Here is a 20,748-nt window from a genome sequence, read left to right on the forward strand (position 1 = left end):
CACGATGTCGTTTTTTCGAAGTAAAAGGTTTTATATGAACAAAACAGGCCGATACTGGGTGATGATCGCAATAAAAAGGCTTTGGAATGAGATTGCATAATTGATGGAGTGTTAAATGAATGAAGAAAGAACAACGCATCAAAAAAAATGAGGAATTTCAAGAAGTCTTCAAAAAAGGAAAATCAACGGCTAATCGCCAATTTGTAATATACAGTTTAAGAAAAGAAGATCAGTCTGTTTTTCGCATCGGTCTTTCTGTCAGCAAAAAAGTTGGAAAAGCTGTAACGAGAAACAGAATTAAACGATCGGTTAAAGAAATCTTCCATAAATATAGTGAACAGCTTCTTTCAGGAAGGGATTACGTGGTTATCGCGAGAATACCTACTGCTAATATGGACTTTCACGAGATGGAAAAGAGTCTGCTTCATGTTTTGAACAGAGCGAACGTATTAAAAAAGAGGGTGTAAAAAAATGAGGTCCTTATTTATAGGGATTATTCGTTTTTACCAGCTATGGATCTCCCCGCTAACACCGCCTTCATGCCGCTTTTATCCGACCTGCTCGCATTACGGTATAGAAGCTTTCAGGCGTCATGGTGTATTTAAAGGAATGTGGCTAACTTTTGTCAGAATTTCAAAGTGCCATCCTTTTCATCCTGGAGGCGTTGACCTCGTGCCTGAAAAAAGGGACAATAAATAATTGAGATAAGATTTTTATGATTTTAAGGAGGATAAGAGTGTGCGTAAGAAAATAGGTTTACTGATTGCCCTTTTCGCACTCATGGCTGTCCTATCTGGATGTGGATCGATGAATGATCCTATTACTAGTGACAGCACTGGAATTTGGGACACATATTTTGTATATCCGTTATCATGGTTGATCACATACTTTGCGACCTTAACTGGTGAAAACTACGGACTATCGATCATTATCGTTACATTGATCATCCGTACTGCGCTTCTTCCGTTAATGATTAAGCAAACACGCAGTTCAAAAGCGATGCAAGAGATTCAGCCTGAGATCCAAAAGCTACGTGAAAAGTACAAGTCGAAAGATGCGAACACACAACAAAAATTACAGCAAGAAACGATGGCGTTATTCCAGAAAAACGGAGTTAACCCGCTTGCTGGATGTTTACCTTTATTGATTCAAATGCCGATTCTTTTAGGTTTCTACCATGCGATCATGCGTACGGGTGAAATCGCGAACCATAATTTCCTTTGGTTTGACTTAGGAGATCCGGATCCATTTTATATCTTACCGTTAGTAGCCGGTTTAACAACATTCTTACAACAAAAGATCATGATGGGCGGAATGGACAATCCAAACCCGCAGATGAAGATGCTTTTATACATCATGCCAGTTATGATCATTGTATTTGCGATTAATTTCCCAGCTGCACTATCTCTATATTGGGTGATCGGTAACATATTCATGATCGGACAGACATATTTCATTACGACCCCAATGAAAAAGAAAGAAAACCAAGTTGATGGGGGAGCTAAAAAGTGAAAAAGGTACAGGTAACAGGGAAAACGGTTGAAGAAGCAGTAGCAGCAGCACTAGAACAACTTCAGACTTCAAAAGATCAAGTAGAGATATCCGTTCTAGAAGATTCTAAAAAAGGTTTCTTTGGACTTGGCGGGAAGCCAGCAGTTGTTGAAGTAACAGTGAAAGCTGATCCTGTTAAATCCGCGATCGACTACCTCGAGGATGTTACATCCAAAATGGGAGTGCCCGTTACCATCACACAGCGACAGGAAAATGATCATCTTGTGCTGGATTTATCCGGTGACAAAATTGCGATTTTAATTGGAAAACGAGGACAAACGCTTAATGCGCTACAACTTTTAACGAATATGGTTGCAAATTCTGATCCTGCAAGCAAGCATGTGAAAATTGTGCTTGATGCTGAAAATTATCGTACCAGAAGACAGGAATCACTCGAGCGATTGGCTGAGCATTCTGCACAAAAGGTTTTTTTCACGAAGAAAAGCTTTGCTCTAGAGCCGATGCCTGCTAACGAACGAAAAGTGATTCATTTAGCACTCAAAGAAAACAGAGATGTTGAGACGACGTCTGAAGGAGTAGAGCCTTTTCGTAAGGTCGTGATCCGCCCGACATCCTCAAGCAAAAGATAAAGAAGCTTCAGAGGTTTATCCTCTGAAGCTTTTTGTTTGCGTCATCTAAAAAAATGATGCAGCGATAAATCTTAAGTTGAGCGGCTGAGCACATTTAGTGGTGTTGTTAGGCTTGTTTTCATCCACGTTTTCTTTACTGTAAGCACATTATGCGATACACTATTTTTTATTGTGGATATTTATGTCCATTTTTACTAAAACCTTATCACAGTAAGTATTTAAGGCCATACTAAAGGTAATTTATATAGAGCGTAAGAAAGAGGAAAGCCGAGGTGAAACAACAATGGAATTTGATACGATCACAGCGATCTCTACTCCTATGGGAGAAGGTGCGATCGCGATTGTCCGTTTGAGCGGACCTGACGCAGTAGCCATTGCAGATAAAGTTTATAGCGGGACAAAACGTCTCTCTGAAGTTGATACACACACGATTCATTACGGAAAATTGATCGATCCGAAACTCGATCAAGCGGTAGAAGAAGTAATGATCAGTGTTATGCGTGCACCGCGAACGTTCACGCGCGAAGATGTTGTTGAGATCAACTGTCATGGAGGGTTAGTTTCTGTAAACAGAGTCCTTAAATTAATTCTTCAGCAGGGAGCGCGCTTAGCGGAACCAGGAGAATTTACGAAGCGAGCATTCCTAAACGGCAGGATCGATCTATCTCAAGCAGAAGCGGTCATGGATTTGATCCGTGCGAAAACGGATCGTGCGATGAACGTAGCTCTCAACCAGATGGAAGGCCGTTTATCTTCACTCGTAACGAGTCTTAGACAAACATTATTAGAAACGATCGCCCATGTAGAAGTGAACATCGATTATCCAGAGTATGATGCAGAAGAGATGACTCATACTCTATTGAACAACAACCTTCTGACTGTAAAAAAAGAAGTTGAATCGATTCTGCAGACGGCAAGCCAAGGGAAGATCCTCCGTGAAGGGTTGTCTACGGCAATCATCGGAAGACCGAACGTAGGGAAGTCATCACTCATGAATGCACTCGTTCATGAGAATAAAGCGATCGTTACAGATATAGCGGGAACGACGCGTGACGTTATTGAAGAGTACGTGAACGTAAGAGGCGTTCCTTTAAGACTGGTTGATACAGCAGGAATTCGTGAGACGGAAGATATCGTGGAAAAAATCGGTGTTGAAAAATCACGTAAAGTATTAAAAGAAGCAGATCTGATTCTTCTAGTTATCAATGGGAACGAAGTGCTCTCACTTGAAGATGAGAACTTATTCCGTGCAGCAGCAGGTTTAGATAAGATCGTGATTATTAATAAAACAGATCTTGAATTAAAAGCTGATATGGATCGAATAAAAGAACTTGCAGAGAATTCTCCTGTTATCTCAACATCTTTAGTCAAAGAAGAGGGAATAGATGAACTAGAGCAAGCGATCGCAAACCTGTTCTTTGCAGGCGGCATTGAAGCACAAGACTTAACATACGTATCCAACTCAAGGCATATCGCACTTCTGCAGCAGACGATTCATCATATCGATGAAGCACTCGGCGGCATTGAAGCGGATCTACCTATAGATATGGTACAGATCGATATTACAAGAGCATGGGAGATACTCGGAGAAATTATAGGAGACACGGTTTCAGAGAGTCTGATCGACCAATTGTTCTCTCAATTCTGTTTAGGAAAATAAAAAAAGGAGGTAAAAACGATGGGATATAAAGCAGATACGTTTGATGTGATCGTTGTCGGTGCTGGACATGCCGGGGTTGAAGCGGCACTTGCTTCTGCACGTATGGGTGCTAAAACGTTATGTTTAACACTGAATCTAGATACAGTCGCCTATATGCCATGTAATCCGTCAGTAGGCGGACCGGCTAAAGGCATCGTTGTTCGTGAAGTCGATGCACTTGGCGGAGAGATGGCACGCAACATTGATAAAACACACATACAAATGCGTATGCTGAACACAGGTAAAGGGCCAGCGGTACGTGCACTGCGCGCGCAAGCAGATAAATATCTGTATCAGCATGAAATGAAAAAAACGATGGAAAACACAGAGAACCTTACGTTACGTCAAGGGATGGTAGAGCGTCTGATCATCGAAGATGGCGAATGTAGAGGTGTTATCACAAAAACCGGAGCGGAGTACGCAGCAAAAGCGGTCGTACTAACAACCGGAACGTACTTAAGAGGGAAGATCATCATCGGAGAGCTCGCATATGAAAGCGGACCGAACAATATGGCTCCTTCAATCAACTTGTCTTATCATCTGCAAGAGTTAGGCTTTGATATGGTGCGTTTCAAAACAGGAACACCGCCGCGCGTTAATAGCAAGACAATTGATTATTCAAAAACAGAAATTCAGCCTGGTGACGATGTACCTCGTGCTTTTTCTTATGAAACAACCGAGTACATCACAGATCACCTTCCTTGCTGGTTAACGTATACAGGTGACGAAACGCATCAGTTGATCAACGGAAACCTTCATCGTTCACCGATGTATTCAGGAATGATCGAAGGTACAGGACCAAGATATTGTCCGTCGATCGAGGATAAGATCGTACGATTCAATGATAAGCCAAGACATCAGATTTTCTTAGAACCAGAAGGACGTAACACGGAAGAAGTATATGTTCAAGGTCTTTCAACGAGTCTTCCGGAAGATGTACAGAAACGAATTTTAGCTACGATTCCTGGTCTTGAAAAAGCAGAATTGATGCGTGCAGGATATGCGATCGAGTATGATGCGATCGTGCCTACACAGCTTTGGCCATCTCTTGAGACGAAGCGTGTGAATGGTCTATTTACAGCAGGACAGCTGAATGGGACGAGCGGATATGAAGAAGCAGCAGGTCAAGGACTCATGGCGGGAATCAACGCTGCGTTAAAAGTTCAAGATAAAGATCCACTCGTGCTTGATCGTTCTGAAGCGTATATCGGAGTATTGATCGACGACTTGATCACAAAAGGAACGAACGAACCTTATCGCCTTTTAACATCACGTGCGGAGTACCGTTTGCTGCTTAGACACGACAATGCAGATCTGCGCTTAACGAAAAAAGGTCATGAAATTGGACTGATACCAGAAGATCGTTACGAACGCTTTGAAGAGAAGAAAGCATTAATTGCGCAGGAAATAGATCGACTTGAGCATGTTTCAATCAAACCGAGCGAAGTCGTGCAGCAAGTACTTGCAGAGTCGCAATCGACTCCGCTAAAAGAGCCGATGTCTGCAGCAAGCTTGTTGAAGCGCCCTGAGATCACATATCCGGTCATTCATAAACTCGTACCAGCAGAAAATGCTTTACCAGAGACGGTGATGGAGCAGGTTGAGATTCAGGTGAAATATGCAGGCTATATCGATAAACAGCTCGCGCAAGTTGAAAAGATGCGCAAGATGGAAAATAAAAAGCTGCCTGTAGATCTTGATTACATGGCAATCAACGGACTAGCAACTGAAGCAAAACAAAAACTTCACGAAGTTCGGCCTCTTTCTGTTGGGCAGGCATCACGTGTATCAGGGGTAAACCCAGCAGATATTTCTATTCTGTTGATCTATCTCGAACAAGGTAAACTGGCGAAAATCGCCCGTTGAGGGGGAACGTGAAAATCATGAATATAGAATTGTTTCAAACTTCCTTAAAAGACAAGGGAGTCGAATTATCAGAAAAGCAACTTTCACAGTTCGAAACGTATTATAACTTGCTCGTTGAGTGGAACGAAAAAATGAATCTTACAGCGATTACAGAAAAAGAAGAAGTGTATCTGAAACACTTTTATGATTCTGTGACGGCAGGTTTTTATTTTGACTTTAATAAAAACATCACGGTGTGCGATGTTGGGGCAGGCGCAGGGTTTCCAGCTATACCTTTAAAGATTGCATTCCCAAAGATCAAGTTAACAGTCGTTGATTCTCTCAATAAACGCATCGGCTTTTTGCAGCACGTAGTAGATGAACTTGGTTTAGAGGATGTGTCTCTTTATCATGACCGTGCAGAAACATTTGCGCACCGTCCGGAGTTTAGACAGACGTTCGACCTTGTGACGGCTCGCGCGGTTGCTAGACTATCTGTACTATCAGAACTCTGTTTACCACTCGTGAAAATTAGTGGACATTTCTTAGGGATGAAAGGTGCTAACCTTCCTGAAGAAGTGAGAGACGGTGAAAAAGCAGTCAAACTTTTAGGTGGTAAAGTAAAAGATATTCATTCGTTCGTTTTGCCGATCGAGGAGAGCGAACGTAATATCATTGTGATTGATAAAGTAAAAGAAACACCAAAGAAGTTTCCGCGTAAGCCAGGAACGCCAAATAAATCTCCTATTTCATAAACTTAGGCTGTGTTTCTGTGTGAAACACAGCTGTTACATAAAAGAAAGATTTTTACAGACTTGCAGGATTATTGAACTAGAGAGAAGAATTAGTTAACAGGCAGATTACAAAAGGTGGTGTATTCGCATGAAGCATCCTTTTTCACGTTTATTCGGCATCGGCGAAAAGAGCCAGCAAACCTTAGATCCAGAACCAGCTGAAAAAAACGACAACGAAGAAGTACTTCAACTTCCGGTTCAAAGAATCATACCCAACCGGTTTCAGCCTCGTACGGTTTTTATAGATGAACGAATTGAAGAGTTATCACAGACGATTGAAGCTCACGGAATCATCCAGCCCATCGTTGTTCGAGGTATAGGCAACGACAAATACGAGCTGATCGCGGGCGAACGTAGGTGGCGTGCTGTCCAAAAACTCGGGTGGGAAAAGATTCCTGCGATCATTAAAGAGATGGACGACTCGCAAACAGCTTCTGTAGCACTTATCGAGAACCTTCAGCGTGAAGAGTTAACGGCTATTGAAGAAGCGATGGCATATGCTAAGCTTCTAGAATTGCACGGACTTACACAAGAAGGCCTTGCTCAAAAGTTAGGAAAAGGTCAGTCTACCATTGCAAACAAGCTGCGTCTGTTAAAGCTTCCGCAGTCTATTCAAGATGCCCTTTTGCAGAAAAAAGTGACAGAACGTCATGCTCGAGCATTGATCGTTTTGAAAACTCCTGAAAAGATGGAGGCTGTTCTTCAAGAAATCATCGAAAAGCAATTGAATGTGAAGCAAACAGAAGAACGTGTGAAGCGAATGATCGAATCTGAGACAGTAGAAAAGAAACCTCAGTCACGCCGTAAATCTTATAGCAAAGATATGCGACTAGCGATCAATACGGTTAGGCAATCGGTTGATATGGTTGTGCAAAGCGGGCTATCTATCGATACAGAGGAAGAAGAGCACGAGGAGTTCTATCAGTTCACGATTCGCATTCCGAAAAAATAAAAGTGACGACCATCAGCTTGAATGGGAGCTGGTGGTTTTTTGTTGATTTTTTGTTAGTATTGCAGGCGCGTGGATGGGAGGTATTAGTGTAATGGGGATTGGTGTGGGGGTATATAGCAATCGGTCATTGTCGATTGATGTAGACTCGCGGATAAATGGCTAGAATTCGCGGGATTATCTACAAAACTCGTGGTATTAAGTCGGAAATTTCCGGAATTGATACAATAATTTCAGGGATTCTAGGGGAGAATACCCCTCTACGTATAAGGAGTGATCAACTTCTTAGCCCTAAAATACCACTTGTTTGACTCTTTCTAACTTAAATCCCTGCAGTGGCTGGATATTTGATGCAATAAGCAGAAAACCGAACAAAATAAATCATTCTTTTTCTATAATTCCGTACGTCATTTTATTTTCTTCATGATAGAATAATAGATATTGAATGTTTTTAAGTGAGGTAGGTGACAACGTGGCCAAGACCATTGCAGTAGCCAACCAGAAAGGCGGAGTCGGAAAGACGACTACGTCGGTCAACCTTGGTGCATGCTTAGCATATTTCGGTAAAAAAGTATTGCTCGTAGACATAGATCCTCAAGGAAACGCTACAAGTGGTGTAGGAGTAGATAAAGGCGACATCGACCAATGTATCTACAACGTTCTTGTTGAGGATGTAGAAGTAAAAGATGTGATCGTCGAGACCATCTGTGAAGGTTTACATATCCTCCCTTCGACGATACAGCTTGCTGGAGCTGAGATCGAACTCGTACCCACGATTTCTCGAGAAGTTCGTTTGAAAAGAGCGTTAGAAAAAGTAAGTTCTAATTATGATTTTATTATTATCGATTGTCCGCCATCATTAGGGCTACTTACCATTAACTCGTTAACAGCTTCTGATTCAGTCATCATACCTGTTCAGTGCGAGTATTACGCGCTAGAAGGTTTAAGTCAGCTTTTAAATACAGTACGACTTGTACAAAAGCATCTAAATACTGATCTGATGATTGATGGTGTACTGCTTACCATGCTTGATGCACGTACAAACTTAGGTATTCAAGTCATTGAAGAAGTAAAAAAATATTTTCAAGATAAAGTGTATGAAACAATCATACCAAGAAACGTTAGACTTTCAGAAGCGCCGAGTCACGGGAAACCGATCATCATCTACGATCCGAAATCCAGGGGTGCTGATGTTTATTTAGATTTTGCGAAGGAAGTGATCGGAATTGGTGAAAGGGTTAGGTAAAGGGCTGCATGCCTTCTTTCCTCCATCAGAAGCAGGGGAAGAAGAGCAGATAAAAGAAGTCAGTATTTCAGAGCTAAGGCCAAATCCGTATCAGCCCCGAAAAGTTTTTGACCAAAAAGCCATTGAAGAACTAAAAGAATCCATTATCGAACATGGTATTCTTCAACCAATTGTTGTACGAAAAAGTATTAAAGGATTTGAAATTGTTCTAGGGGAAAGACGATTCCGCGCAGCATCAGAAGCGGGATTGAAGGAGATCCCTGTAATCGTAAAAGATTATGACGAACAAAAAATGATGGAAGTTGCTCTTATTGAGAACTTGCAAAGGGAAGATCTGAATCCTGTTGAAGAGGCTCAAGCGTATCAGAAGCTTATGGAACACTTAAAACTCACGCAAGAAGAGTTAGCTTCTCGAGTTGGAAAGAGCCGTCCTCATATCGCAAACCATATTCGTTTGCTTCAGCTTCCAAAACCTGTTCTTGAACTCTTATCCAACGGACAATTATCAATGGGGCATGGTAGGGCATTGTTAGGTCTTAAGAAAAAGACGAAAATGCAGCCAGTCGTTGAACGTGTAATGAATGAAAACTTAAGCGTGAGACAGCTTGAAAAGTTAATATCTGATATCAATATGAATGTTTCACGTGGAACAAAGAAAAAAACAGTTCCATCCAACGTTTTCTTCCAAGAAAAAGAATCATCCTTACGTGATCGTTTTGGCACTTCTGTTTCAATTAAGAAATCAAAACGAAAAGGGAAGATCGAGATCGAATTCTTTTCACAAGATGACCTTGAACGCATTTTAGAGCTGTTAGAAAAGTAAGCAGAAAACCATCGCTAAGGTGGTTTTCTTTTTTGCTATTTCTAAAAGAGTTTGTCACTAATAATTTCTAAATTTGTGTTTGAAAATGCAACATGTCAAGTTGATTGGAGTGCAAGATGCGAGACTTCTGCGGGATCAGCGGGACAGTATTAAAGGAAGTAAGCATCTTGAATCTAGCTCATTAAATGGTTCGTGATGACCCACTTAGATAGGAGAGCATAAAAAAATGTCACTGTTAGGAACGATAGTTAACGGTATTGCAATTATTGCAGGAAGCTTTTTAGGATTATTTTGGACGAATATATCTGATCGTTATAAAGATACGATCTTACAAGCGATGGCTTTGGCTGTTACGATCTTGGGAATCGGAATGGGGCTGAAGAGCGAGCAGTTCTTGATCGTGATCGCAAGTTTGGCGGTCGGTGGGGCTCTTGGTGAGTGGTGGAATCTTGAGGAGCGTTTAAATGCGATCGGCAAGTGGCTCGAGACTAAGGTAGGAAAGCAAGATAAGGACTCTGTTGCCACCGGTTTTGTGACGGCTACCCTTGTTTTCGTTGTAGGAGCTATGTCGATCGTAGGTGCTCTTGATAGCGGGCTCAGACAACAGCATGATGTTCTTTATACAAAAGCGCTTATCGATGGATTCTGTGCGATCCTATTTACTTCAACGCTTGGTATCGGTGTTATGTTTTCCGCTATACCTGTCGTTTTATACCAAGGATTGATTGCATTAATGGCTACACAGATCGATCGTTTTGTTTCTCAAGAATTAATGGACGCTCTAATTGTAGAGATAACCGGCACAGGTGGAATCATGATCGTCGCAATCGGGCTAAATTTGCTTGGAATTGCTAAGATTCGTGTTGCGAACCTTCTGCCAGGTCTACTCATCGCAACGATTCTTGTTTGTATCGTGGAAAAGTGGGAAAGTATTTTAGCGTTCTCGCAAGGATTGATGTAAAAAAAGCCGCTTCTATTTTGATCGTAGAAGCGGCTTTTGTTATTGAATTTTATAAATGTCTTGTGCACGAGAATCGGTGCTGACGATCATATTTTTTTGCTGAATCTTTTTACGTAAACAAGCCATATGAAGAGAATCAGCAATCAGATCAGCCATCTTCATCACGATGCTGAGTCGTGTGTTTTGAAGGACAAAATACTCCATAAACCCACTTACATTTACGATACCTGTAATGTGCATATCACCCACTGGCGGCAGCTGTTTGTTAACGCCAGCTCCTGGTTTAACAGGACCATCGTTGATCGAGACCATGCCAACGTGGTTTAATCGACCTAAGCAAGCATCAATTCCTATAACAAAAGCACCTGGATGCTCTGTGGCAATCATCTTTAGTTTTTCTTCTAGATTCACAGCGTGAACAGGGTCGTCAAGTGTGCCGTATACAAAGAACGGGAAAGTATCTTTGTTATGCAATTTTGTACCAACAAGTGGGCCTAAGGCATCGCCTGTCGATCTGTCTGTTCCTATACAGACAACGACAACTGGCTGATGAGCTGATTCCGGAAGCATAGGTAAAATTTGTTCGGTGATTCTTAGCATTGCTTCCTTGTCTTCGTGGTGCAATTTATATTGAATGGGTTTCCCTAATCCCAGCTTCCGTTTGAGGAACATGACATCCTCTCCTTTATAATGGTTCTACTAGTATACGGAAGAATTCCTCTTCTTATACATGGTAGAATACAATAATCACAGACTTTTGTTTAAAGTCTATACCCGTTTCACGTGCACTCGTAACTCTAGAAGTTTTTCTTAAAAGTAGATCACATATTTACATTTGATATTCTCAGCAAAAGCTGATTAAATAATTTCATAATCAAAGAGAGGAAGATGACCCATTGGCAGGTGCTAACTTACCGGAAACTGCAGAAAAAGCCGTCACGATTTTTTCCGATAAAGAATGGTGGACAGGCATTGCTACTACGAGCTTAAAGATCGTAGGAATCATAATACTCGCTATTATTTTTAAATATATTGTAAAAGCGGCGATTGCTAATATTTTTAAAGTCCGGTTGAAATCTCCTCTACGTTTAAGTGAGAGAAGAGAGAATACTTTATTTAGGCTGTTAGATAACGTTGCTTCTTATGTTATTTATTTTGTAGCGATTCTAACCGTTTTAACGGAATTCGGTGTAGATATAAAAGCGATACTTGCCGGTGCCGGAGTAGTTGGTCTAGCAATTGGTTTTGGTGCCCAAAGTCTTGTTAAAGATATCATTACAGGATTTTTCATCATTTTCGAGAACCAGTTCTCTGTTGGAGACACGGTACGAATCACAAACTTTGAAGGAACCGTTGAGGAAATTGGACTAAGAACGACAAAAATTAAAAGCTGGACAGGAGAATTGCATATCCTGCCGAATTCGTCTATCACAGAAGTAACGAATTTTTCTGTTCATAACAGTATTGCGGTCGTTGACTTGAGTATTGCTTATGAAGAGGATATCGATAAAGCTCAAAATATTATACAGGATGTAGTGAAGAACGCTAAACCGAACTATCCTGAGATGGTTAAAGAACCAGAAGTATTAGGCGTTCAGATGCTTGGTGCATCAGAAGTTGTGATCCGTGTTACGGCAGAAGTACTTCCGATGACGCATTTTAAGATCGCACGTGAACTTCGTAAAACGTTAAAACACGAGCTTGAAAGAGCAGGGATTGAGATTCCTTATCCTAAAATGGTCACGTATCAAAAAGAACCAGTGCCAAAAGAAAATAAATAAGGGAGAGCTGAAGTATGCAGCAAAAAGAATTTCAACTTCACGATGAAGTAGAAATGAAAAAACAGCATCCATGTGGAACGAATCGTTGGAAGGTGATTCGAATGGGTGCTGATATCAGAATTAAATGCATGGGATGTCAGCATAGTGTGATGCTGCCGAGAGCTGAGTTCGCTAAGAAAATAAAGAAAATCTTAGCATCACCAGGCGAGTAACAATTCTTGTTTCACGTGAAACATAAACATGCGAACGAAATTTTAAAAATGATTAAACGTTTGAACCGGGTTACACGACCCGGTTCTTCTTGTTTTTTAAGATGATAAAACCTATAATTGGGAAGGATATTTTTTTATTAAAATGAAAAGTCTTAGGTTTTCTAAGCTTTATATAAAACAGAGGAGTGAATGAACAGTGGCTCTTACAACTGGAATTGTTGGTTTACCGAACGTTGGTAAATCTACATTATTTAATGCTATTACACAAGCAGGTGCTGAATCTGCTAACTATCCGTTCTGTACGATCGATCCGAACGTTGGAATCGTTGAAGTACCTGACCACCGTCTTCAAAAATTAACTGAGATGGTACAGCCGAAAAAAGTAGTACCTACAACTTTTGAGTTTACAGACATCGCTGGAATCGTAAAGGGCGCAAGTAAAGGAGAAGGGCTAGGAAACAAATTCTTATCTCACATCCGTCAAACAGATGCGATCCTTCAAGTTGTTCGTTGTTTTGATGATGAAAACATCACGCACGTTCACGGAAAAGTGAATCCGATCGATGATATTGAAGTTATCAACCTAGAGCTTATCTTTGCAGATCTTGAGTCAATCGACAAGCGTGTAGCGCGTGTTGAAAAACTTGCTAAGTCAAAAGACAAAGAAGCTGTAGCTGAGTTTGCTGTACTTTCAAAGATCAAAGAAGCGCTTATGCAAGAACTTCCTGCACGCAGTGTTGATCTCACGCCTGAAGAGAAGAAGATCGTTCATGCGATGCACCTTCTTACAATGAAGCCGATCCTTTACGTTGCCAACGTAAGCGAAGATGAGCTTTTAGAAGGAACGAATGAGCACGTTGAAGCGGTAAAAGAATATGCTGCACGTGAAAATGCAGAAGTTATTGTAATCTGTGCAAAAGTAGAAGAAGAAATTGCCGAGCTTGATGGCGATGAGAAGATGGCTTTCCTAGGTGAACTAGGAATCGAAGAAGCAGGTCTTGATAAGCTGATCCGTGCTTCTTATTCCCTACTAGGTCTAGCTACTTACTTTACAGCGGGTGTTCAAGAAGTACGTGCTTGGACGTTCCGTAAAGGCATGAAGGCTCCTGCATGTGCGGGAATCATCCACACGGACTTTGAAAGAGGATTTATCCGTGCAGAGATCGTAGCTTATGATGATCTGATGGCTGCAGGTAACATGGCTGCTGCTAAAGAAAAAGGTAAGGTTCGTCTTGAAGGTAAGGAATATGAGATGAAAGATGGAGATGTCGTTCATTTCCGTTTTAATGTTTAAAAAAAGCGACAGGAAGAGGTTATTTCCGTCCCAGGTGCTCGATTTCCGCGGGGCAGATGGTGAGCCACATTCGTACGTTTCACTCTTAAGTGTCTCACCTATCCACCTGTCCTAGCCGAGAGTCTCGCACCTTCCACTCCAATCAACTTGTCAGTGAAGTTTTTAAAACACTATCTCAAAGCGGTTTAGAAAAACCAAAATAAGAAAAATCAGAGGGAAAGCAATCGCTTTTCCTCTTTTTTATGCTTTTTTCGAGAGATGCTTGTTTTATATAAGATGTTTTGATATAATTCTTTATTGTGAGTTAATTGTCAACAAATATTGTTTTTGATGATTTTCTCCTTGCCCGGAATGAATGTTTTGGGCCGCTTAGACCAAAAGGAGGTGAACGGAATGAAAAAGTACGAAATTATGTACATCGTCCGTCCGAATATCGAGGAGGAAGCTCTTAAGGCAACTAAAGAGCGTGCGAAAAGCATCCTAACTGACAACGGTGCGGAGATCGCGAACGAAAAGGAAATGGGTAAAAAGCGTTTAGCTTACGAAATCAATGACTTCCGCGATGGATATTACACGCTATTGGAAGTTAACGCTCCAAACGAAGCGATTAATGAATTCGACCGTCTAATGAAGATCAACGAAGATGTTCTTCGTTTCATGACAATCGTAGACGAAAGAAATTAATCCTTTAAGGAGTGGTTCTGAATGCTAAATCGAGTAGTACTGGTGGGACGTTTAACAAAAGACCCAGAATTAAAGTACACTCCAAACGGTGTGGCTGTTGCTAATTTCACACTTGCTGTTAATCGACCTTTTTCGAATCAGCAAGGTGAGCGCGAAGCAGATTTCATTAACTGTGTCGTATGGCGTAAGCCCGCTGAAAATGTAGCGAACTTCTTGAAAAAGGGATCGCTTGCAGGAGTGGATGGACGTTTGCAAACTCGTTCTTACGATAACCAGCAGGGTCAAAGAGTATATGTTACTGAAGTAATGGCAGAAAGTGTTCAATTCCTTGAACCTAGAAACGCTAATGCTGGTGGCCAGCAATATCAAGGCAACAGCAACAACTTTGGTGGACCATCAAATGACCGCGGATTTGGGCAGCAAAATCAGAACCGCAGCTATGGAAGTGACAACGGCTTTGGAGGACAGCAACAACAGCAGAATCCAAAACGTAATAACTTCAACGATGACCCGTTTGCAAATGATGGCACGCCAATCGACATCTCTGATGACGATTTGCCATTTTAACCTAACGTAAACTATGAATCGGAATATATAAAATAAAACTAAAGGAGGGGACCAACTATGGCTGGACGTCGTGGTGGACGCCAAAAGCGTCGTAAGGTTTGTTTCTTCACTGTAAACAAAATTACTTACATCGACTACAAGGACACTGATCTTTTAAAGCGTTTCGTTTCTGAGCGCGGTAAGATTCTTCCTCGTCGTGTAACTGGTACATCTGCTAAATATCAACGTCAATTGACTCGTGCGATCAAACGCTCTCGTCACATGGCATTGTTACCATATGTATCTGAATAAGATCGTTTAAAAAACGCAGCTAGGTTTTCCTGGCTGCGTTTTTTTATGTGTTCAAAGATAGTAGCGGTCGTCGACTTTTGTCGAAGATTGTAGACTTGCGGATAAAAGGCTAAAACTCGTGGATAAACAGCTTAAACTTTAGGATTCAGGCATGAAATTTGTGGATTGGAGCTCAAAAATTTTGGATTCCTCTTCATGTCCCTTGAAAAATCGGCTGCGAAAGGACCGAACCCCCTGTATTGAATCACCGTAGTAGCTTCCAAGGCTACCCCAATCACTTTTTCACACATAATCTCCCTAAAAACAGGTGTATTCCCCCTAATTTCGACCCAATACACAACAACCTTCCATAATTTGTTTACTTCGCTTCAAGTACGTCTATGCTAGAATTATCGTTTAAGTTGAATTACGGCGGTTATGTCACTACAATTAGAACATATGAAGAATTTTATGAGGTGAATCATGCGCAATACTAGAGTATTGGTGGAAGGTGCCGTTGTTTCTGGCATTTATACGCTTCTTTTTTTGATCAGTATGTACATACCGTTATTTAGCTTAGTCTCGTTATTTATTTTGCCGCTTCCGTTTATCATTTACTTGTACCGGCAAGATCTTAAAGCGGGATTACTTTTATGGGCAGTCACGTTTGGCGTTTCGTTGGCATTTGCGGGGCTTAACGGTATCATTGTAACCCTGTTTGCTGGTTTGACCGGAATCGTGATGGGGGAACTTTATAGAAGAAAAAAACCCGCGTTTGCGGTTCTGCTTGGGGCGAGTCTGTCCAACATCGTGAACATGTTAGGAACCCTCGCTATCGCTCAAGTTTTCATGGGTATTAATTTTGTAAAAGAGTTAGAGACTCAGTTTCAAAGTGCGATAGGAACAGCGGAAGACTTTTATAAAGCCGGCGGACAAGATCCAGCCCAGATTGAAAAGTTTAAAGAACAAGCGGAATTGATTCCGATGATGCTTCCGACTTATATTATCGGGGGAGCTGTCATTCTTGCTTTTTTAACGCATATCGCAGCAAGAATGCTGATGAAGAGAATGCGTTATGATGTTCCAAAGTTTCCACCATTTCGTGAGTGGAACCTGCCAAAATCATTTTTGTGGTATTATATTATAGCGATTGTTTTAACATTTAGTATGCCTGAAAAGGGTACGTCTTTATATATTGTAACGATAAATTTGTATATGATATTATCGTTTGTACTTATATTACAAGGTTTCACGGTTATTTTTTATTATGCCTGGATAAAGAATTGGAAGAGAAAAAGAATCATATTATTGATTATACTCGTATTCTTGCTGAATTCTTTCCTGCCGATTCCTCTGGAAGTCGTTAAATTCTTAGGTATAATTGATTTAGGCTTTATGATTAAAAAACGGTTGAAACCTAAACAGTAGGAGCTGAAAGTATGCCAAAGTTTTTACTAAAACGGTGGCATGGTTATCCCGTCATCGCCTTATTTGTAACTTCTGTTGTTCTGGTAAGCATCATCACGTATTTTCATTGGATGATCGGAATGGCAGGCTTCGTGCTGCTGGGTGGTTTATTTTATTATGCCATGAAAGCAGAAGCTAGTTTTCAGGAGGAGCTGGGCGATTATATATCTACGCTTTCTCACCGCTTGAAGAAGGTGGGAGAAGAAGCGTTGATGGAAATGCCGATCGGGATTATTTTGTATGATGAGGATTTTAAGATCGAATGGGCAAATCCCTACATGGGAGCCCTTATTGAAGAAGAGTCCTTTATCGGCCATTCTCTAAACCATGTTTCAGAAGAACTGATTCCTCATATCAAGAGTGATGCGAAGGAAGAAGTAATCAAGATTAATACACATAGATTCCAAGTGAACTTTAAGAAAGAAGATAGACTGCTTTACTTTTTTGATGTAACCGAGCAGTTAGATCTTGAACGTCTGTATGATGAAGAACAAACAGTCATGGCGATTATCTATCTCGATAACTATGAAGAAGTAACGCAAGGACTAGATGACCAGTTTCGTTCAACGATCAACTCAAAAGTAACGTCTGTGTTGAATGAATGGGCGAATGTACACGGAATCTTCCTTAAACGCACGTCTTCTGAGCGGTTTTTAGCTGTATTCAACCAGCGCATCCTTTATGAGTTGGAAAAAAATAAATTCAGCGTACTTGATGAGGTTAGAGAGTCTACAGCTAAGCAGAATATCTCCCTTACGCTCAGTATCGGGGTTGCAGCTGGAACATCGTCACTGCCTGAGCTAGGACAGCTATCTCAATCGAGTCTAGATCTTGCTCTTGGACGCGGAGGCGACCAGGTAGCGATCAAACAGACGAACGGAAAAGTACGTTTCTATGGTGGGAAGACAAATCCTGTTGAAAAACGTACCCGCGTACGTGCCCGCGTCATCTCTCATGCATTGAGTGAATTGGTGGCAGACAGCGATAAGGTCATCATTATGGGTCATAAGAATCCGGATATGGACTCAATCGGTTCTGCGATCGGGATTTTAAAGGTCGCACAAGTAAACGGAAAAGACGGATATATCGTACTTGATCAAGCCAATATCGACATCGGCGTTCAGCGCTTGATGGATGAACTGAAAGAGACTGAATCGATTTGGAAGTATTTTATCTCACCAGAAGACGCGTTGGAGCTCGCATCGAGAGACACGCTTCTGGTCGTAGTCGATACACATAAACCGACGATGGTTATTGAAGAGAAACTGTTATCCAAGCTTGATCATGTCGTAGTCATCGATCACCATCGCCGTGGTGAAGAGTTTATAAAAGATCCGGTGCTTGTGTACATGGAGCCGTATGCTTCATCTACAGCAGAGCTCGTGACCGAACTTCTTGAATACCAACCTAAAAGATTGAAGATGCGTATGCTTGAAGCGACGGCGCTTCTAGCAGGCATTATCGTAGATACGAAGAGTTTCACCCTCAGAACGGGTTCACGTACGTTTGATGCCGCGTCTTATTTACGAGCGCATGGCGCAGACACGATTCTTGTTCAAAAGTTCTTAAAAGAAGATCTAGACACGTATACTAGGCGTTCTAAGCTTATTGAGAGCGCAGATATCTATAAAAAAGGCATTGTCATTGCCAAAAGCTCTCCTGAGGATGCGTACAATCAAGTCGTTATCGCTCAGGCGGCGGATATACTATTAACAATGAACGGCATTCAAGCATCCTTTGTTATTGCAAATCGCATTGACGGCAAAGTAAGCATCAGTGCTCGTTCGCTTGGGGACATCAACGTGCAGATGATCATGGAGAGACTCGAAGGCGGAGGACATCTGACAAACGCTGCTTGCCAGATTGAGAACAGCTCGATTGATGAAGCGGAAAAACACTTAAAGCTAATCATTGATGAGTATATTGAAGGGGGAGAAGAGGAATGAAAGTAATTTTTCTTCAAGATGTAAAAGGTAAAGGCAAAAAAGGTGAAGTGAAAAACGTATCAGAAGGTTATGCACGCAACTTCTTATTTCCGAAGAACTTAGCTTCAGAAGCTACATCAGGCGCGATGGCAACACTTCAAGGTCAACAGAAGAGCGAAGAGAAGAAGCAACAAGCTCAACTAGAAGAAGCTGAAGCATTAAAAGCAAAGCTTGCTGAGATGACGGTTACGATCAAAACGAAAACAGGTGAAGGTGGCCGCGTTTTCGGATCTGTGACAAGCAAACAGATTGCTGATGGTTTGAAAGAGCAAGGAATCAAGATTGATAAGCGTAAGATTGAGCTACCTGAGCCGATTAAAGCACTTGGTTACACGAATGTTTCGATTAAGGTGCATCAACAAGTTACGGCAACTGTAAAGGTACACGTAACAGAAGAATAAAAAAGCCGGGTTTTCCCGGATTTTTTGCGGGCCAAGAAAGCGTTGATCTCCGTTTCAGATGCTCGCTTTCCGGGGGGCGTGCGGTGAGCCTCTTAGCGCATAGCGCTGTTAAGAGTCTCACCTGTCCCGCTGATCCCCCAGGAGTCTCGCATCTTACACTCCGATCAACCTATTCATGGAGCCAAAACCAAACTAATTTAAAGCTCTTAAACCATATACGAACGATTACTAGTAAGGAAAGGAGGAAATAACATGAGTGATTTATTTGCTGACCGTATACCGCCGCAGAATGTTGAAGCGGAGCAGGCTGTTCTTGGTGCGATCTTTTTAGAGCCCGAAGCTCTTATTACGGCATCTGAGATTCTGCTTCCGGAAGATTTTTACCGCGCTACTCACCAAAGAATTTATCGCGTGATGCTCGATCTGAACGCAAAAGGAGAGCCGGTCGATCTTATCACTGTTACGTCAGAGCTTCAGGACAAGAACCAGTTGGATGAAGTCGGCGGCTTATCTTTCTTAACGGAGTTAGCGGATAGTTCTCCGACGGCTGCGAACATCGAGTATTACAGCAAGATCGTTGAAGAGAAGTCACTTCTTCGCCGTTTGATTCGTACAGCGACAGATATTACCGCGAACAGCTATGCTCGTGAAGAAGAGGTAGAGGCGATTCTGAACGAAGCGGAGAAGTCGATCTTAGAAGTAGCGAACCGTAAGAACACGAGCGCTTTTACAGCGATTAAGGATGTATTGGTTCACGCTTACGACAACATTGAAGCTCTTCATAACCGTAAAGGTGATATAACAGGGATACCGACGGGATTTAACGACTTGGATCGAATGACAGCGGGATTTCAGCGAAACGATCTAATCATCGTTGCTGCACGTCCTTCCGTAGGTAAAACCGCGTTTGCGCTGAACATTGCTCAAAACGTTGCAACTAAGACAGATGAGAATGTGGCTATTTTCAGTCTAGAGATGGGTGCTGAACAGCTTGTTATGCGTATGCTTTGTGCAGAGGGTAATCTAGATGCTCAGCGCCTTCGTACAGGGTCACTGTTGCCTGAAGACTGGCAAAAGCTTACGATGGCAATGGGAAGCCTTTCAGCAGCGGGTATCTATATCGATGATACACCGGGTATTCGTATTAACGATATTCGTGCCAAATGTCGTCGTCTGAAGCAGGAGAAAGGTCTAGGCATGATTCTGATTGATTATCTGCAGCTTATTATGGGTAGCGGGAAATCAGGCGAAAACCGCCAACAGGAGGTTTCTGAGATCTCTCGTTCCCTAAAAGCACTTGCGCGTGAGCTTGAAGTGCCAGTTATCGCTCTATCACAGTTATCACGTGGTGTTGAATCCCGTCAGGACAAGCGTCCGATGATGTCTGATATTCGTGAATCAGGTTCCATCGAGCAGGATGCCGATATCGTTGCCTTTTTATACCGTGATGACTATTACGATAAAGAAACAGAAGCGAAGAACATCATCGAGATCATTATCGCTAAGCAGCGTAACGGTCCAACAGGAACGGTAGAGCTCGCTTTCGTAAAAGAATATAACAAGTTCGTTAACCTGGATAGGCGGCACGACGAGAGTGCCATACCGCCGGGCGCATAAAAAAAGCAGCTG

The 20,748-nt window shown here is 41.8% G+C and carries 22 protein-coding genes; 21 read left to right on the plus strand and 1 reads right to left on the minus strand.

Annotation, left to right across the window (positions count from 1 at the left end; genetic code table 11):
• Positions 1–119: 119 nt before the first annotated feature.
• The 11 genes from rnpA (at position 120) to P4V41_RS16115 (ending at position 10,458) form a co-directional block, all read left to right on the plus strand.
• Positions 120–467, plus strand: a complete 348-nt coding sequence (gene rnpA / locus P4V41_RS16065) for a ribonuclease P protein component (protein ID WP_198768846.1) — start codon at positions 120–122, stop codon at positions 465–467.
• A 4-nt stretch (positions 468–471) separates the two neighbouring features.
• On the plus strand, positions 472–699 hold the full coding sequence (gene yidD, locus P4V41_RS16070) for a membrane protein insertion efficiency factor YidD (protein ID WP_082861542.1): 228 nt from the start codon (positions 472–474) through the stop codon (positions 697–699).
• 39 nt (positions 700–738) lie between these two features.
• On the plus strand, positions 739–1,512 hold the full coding sequence (gene spoIIIJ, locus P4V41_RS16075; RefSeq protein ID WP_328086135.1) for a YidC family membrane integrase SpoIIIJ: 774 nt from the start codon (positions 739–741) through the stop codon (positions 1,510–1,512).
• The gene (jag, locus tag P4V41_RS16080) at positions 1,509–2,141 is read left to right on the plus strand and encodes an RNA-binding cell elongation regulator Jag/EloR (protein WP_328086136.1); all 633 of its coding nucleotides are present in this window, start codon (positions 1,509–1,511) and stop codon (positions 2,139–2,141) included. Before spoIIIJ ends, jag begins: the two co-directional genes overlap by 4 nt.
• Before the next feature lie 283 nt (positions 2,142–2,424).
• Positions 2,425–3,801: a tRNA uridine-5-carboxymethylaminomethyl(34) synthesis GTPase MnmE gene (gene mnmE / locus P4V41_RS16085; protein ID WP_328086137.1), complete on the plus strand. Its 1,377-nt coding sequence runs from the start codon at positions 2,425–2,427 to the stop codon at positions 3,799–3,801.
• Positions 3,802–3,819: 18 nt separating this feature from the next.
• Complete coding sequence (mnmG, locus tag P4V41_RS16090; RefSeq protein WP_328086138.1) at positions 3,820–5,706, plus strand: tRNA uridine-5-carboxymethylaminomethyl(34) synthesis enzyme MnmG; 1,887 nt, start codon at positions 3,820–3,822, stop codon at positions 5,704–5,706.
• Positions 5,707–5,723: 17 nt separating this feature from the next.
• A complete protein-coding gene (gene rsmG, locus P4V41_RS16095) occupies positions 5,724–6,440 on the plus strand; it encodes a 16S rRNA (guanine(527)-N(7))-methyltransferase RsmG (protein ID WP_328086139.1) in 717 nt (238 codons plus the stop codon).
• 127 nt (positions 6,441–6,567) lie between these two features.
• Positions 6,568–7,431 carry a nucleoid occlusion protein gene (gene noc, locus P4V41_RS16100; protein WP_328086140.1) on the plus strand — a complete coding sequence of 288 codons (864 nt, stop codon included), beginning with the start codon at positions 6,568–6,570 and terminating at the stop codon, positions 7,429–7,431.
• Between the two features lie 469 nt (positions 7,432–7,900).
• Complete coding sequence (locus P4V41_RS16105; protein WP_191755486.1) at positions 7,901–8,674, plus strand: ParA family protein; 774 nt, start codon at positions 7,901–7,903, stop codon at positions 8,672–8,674.
• Complete coding sequence (locus P4V41_RS16110) at positions 8,655–9,497, plus strand: ParB/RepB/Spo0J family partition protein (RefSeq protein WP_328086142.1); 843 nt, start codon at positions 8,655–8,657, stop codon at positions 9,495–9,497. Before P4V41_RS16105 ends, P4V41_RS16110 begins: the two co-directional genes overlap by 20 nt.
• Positions 9,498–9,723: 226 nt before the next feature.
• Positions 9,724–10,458, plus strand: a complete 735-nt coding sequence (locus P4V41_RS16115) for a DUF554 domain-containing protein (protein WP_328086144.1) — start codon at positions 9,724–9,726, stop codon at positions 10,456–10,458.
• 39 nt (positions 10,459–10,497) lie between these two features.
• Here the strand turns inward: P4V41_RS16115 and yyaC are convergent, their stop codons facing one another.
• On the minus strand, positions 10,498–11,130 hold the full coding sequence (gene yyaC / locus P4V41_RS16120) for a spore protease YyaC (RefSeq protein ID WP_328086145.1): 633 nt from the start codon (positions 11,128–11,130) through the stop codon (positions 10,498–10,500).
• Positions 11,131–11,354: 224 nt separating this feature from the next.
• On the opposite strand from yyaC, the gene P4V41_RS16125 reads away from it, so the two are divergent.
• The 10 genes from P4V41_RS16125 (at position 11,355) to dnaB (ending at position 20,736) form a co-directional block, all read left to right on the plus strand.
• Positions 11,355–12,239 (plus strand): mechanosensitive ion channel family protein, encoded by an 885-nt coding sequence (locus tag P4V41_RS16125; protein WP_419181328.1) that lies wholly within the window; start codon positions 11,355–11,357, stop codon positions 12,237–12,239.
• Positions 12,240–12,253: 14 nt separating this feature from the next.
• On the plus strand, positions 12,254–12,451 hold the full coding sequence (locus tag P4V41_RS16130) for a DUF951 domain-containing protein (RefSeq protein WP_328086146.1): 198 nt from the start codon (positions 12,254–12,256) through the stop codon (positions 12,449–12,451).
• 196 nt (positions 12,452–12,647) lie between these two features.
• Positions 12,648–13,745 carry a redox-regulated ATPase YchF gene (gene ychF / locus P4V41_RS16135; RefSeq protein ID WP_328086148.1) on the plus strand — a complete coding sequence of 366 codons (1,098 nt, stop codon included), beginning with the start codon at positions 12,648–12,650 and terminating at the stop codon, positions 13,743–13,745.
• Positions 13,746–14,138: 393 nt separating this feature from the next.
• A complete protein-coding gene (gene rpsF / locus P4V41_RS16140) occupies positions 14,139–14,429 on the plus strand; it encodes a 30S ribosomal protein S6 (RefSeq protein ID WP_066399533.1) in 291 nt (96 codons plus the stop codon).
• Positions 14,430–14,450: 21 nt separating this feature from the next.
• Positions 14,451–14,996: a single-stranded DNA-binding protein gene (ssb, locus tag P4V41_RS16145; protein ID WP_328086149.1), complete on the plus strand. Its 546-nt coding sequence runs from the start codon at positions 14,451–14,453 to the stop codon at positions 14,994–14,996.
• A gap of 57 nt (positions 14,997–15,053) precedes the next feature.
• On the plus strand, positions 15,054–15,287 hold the full coding sequence (gene rpsR, locus P4V41_RS16150; RefSeq protein ID WP_066399523.1) for a 30S ribosomal protein S18: 234 nt from the start codon (positions 15,054–15,056) through the stop codon (positions 15,285–15,287).
• 462 nt (positions 15,288–15,749) lie between these two features.
• On the plus strand, positions 15,750–16,694 hold the full coding sequence (locus P4V41_RS16155; RefSeq protein ID WP_328086151.1) for a YybS family protein: 945 nt from the start codon (positions 15,750–15,752) through the stop codon (positions 16,692–16,694).
• A gap of 11 nt (positions 16,695–16,705) precedes the next feature.
• On the plus strand, positions 16,706–18,679 hold the full coding sequence (locus P4V41_RS16160; RefSeq protein WP_328086153.1) for a DHH family phosphoesterase: 1,974 nt from the start codon (positions 16,706–16,708) through the stop codon (positions 18,677–18,679).
• The gene (gene rplI / locus P4V41_RS16165; protein WP_197195446.1) at positions 18,676–19,119 is read left to right on the plus strand and encodes a 50S ribosomal protein L9; all 444 of its coding nucleotides are present in this window, start codon (positions 18,676–18,678) and stop codon (positions 19,117–19,119) included. Before P4V41_RS16160 ends, rplI begins: the two co-directional genes overlap by 4 nt.
• A gap of 252 nt (positions 19,120–19,371) precedes the next feature.
• Entirely contained in the window at positions 19,372–20,736 is a 1,365-nt protein-coding gene (gene dnaB / locus P4V41_RS16170; protein WP_328086154.1) for a replicative DNA helicase, read from the plus strand.
• Positions 20,737–20,748 lie beyond the last annotated feature (12 nt).

It is taken from the genome of Fictibacillus nanhaiensis, from assembly GCF_036213205.1.
GTDB lineage: Bacteria > Bacillota > Bacilli > Bacillales > Fictibacillaceae > Fictibacillus > Fictibacillus nanhaiensis_E.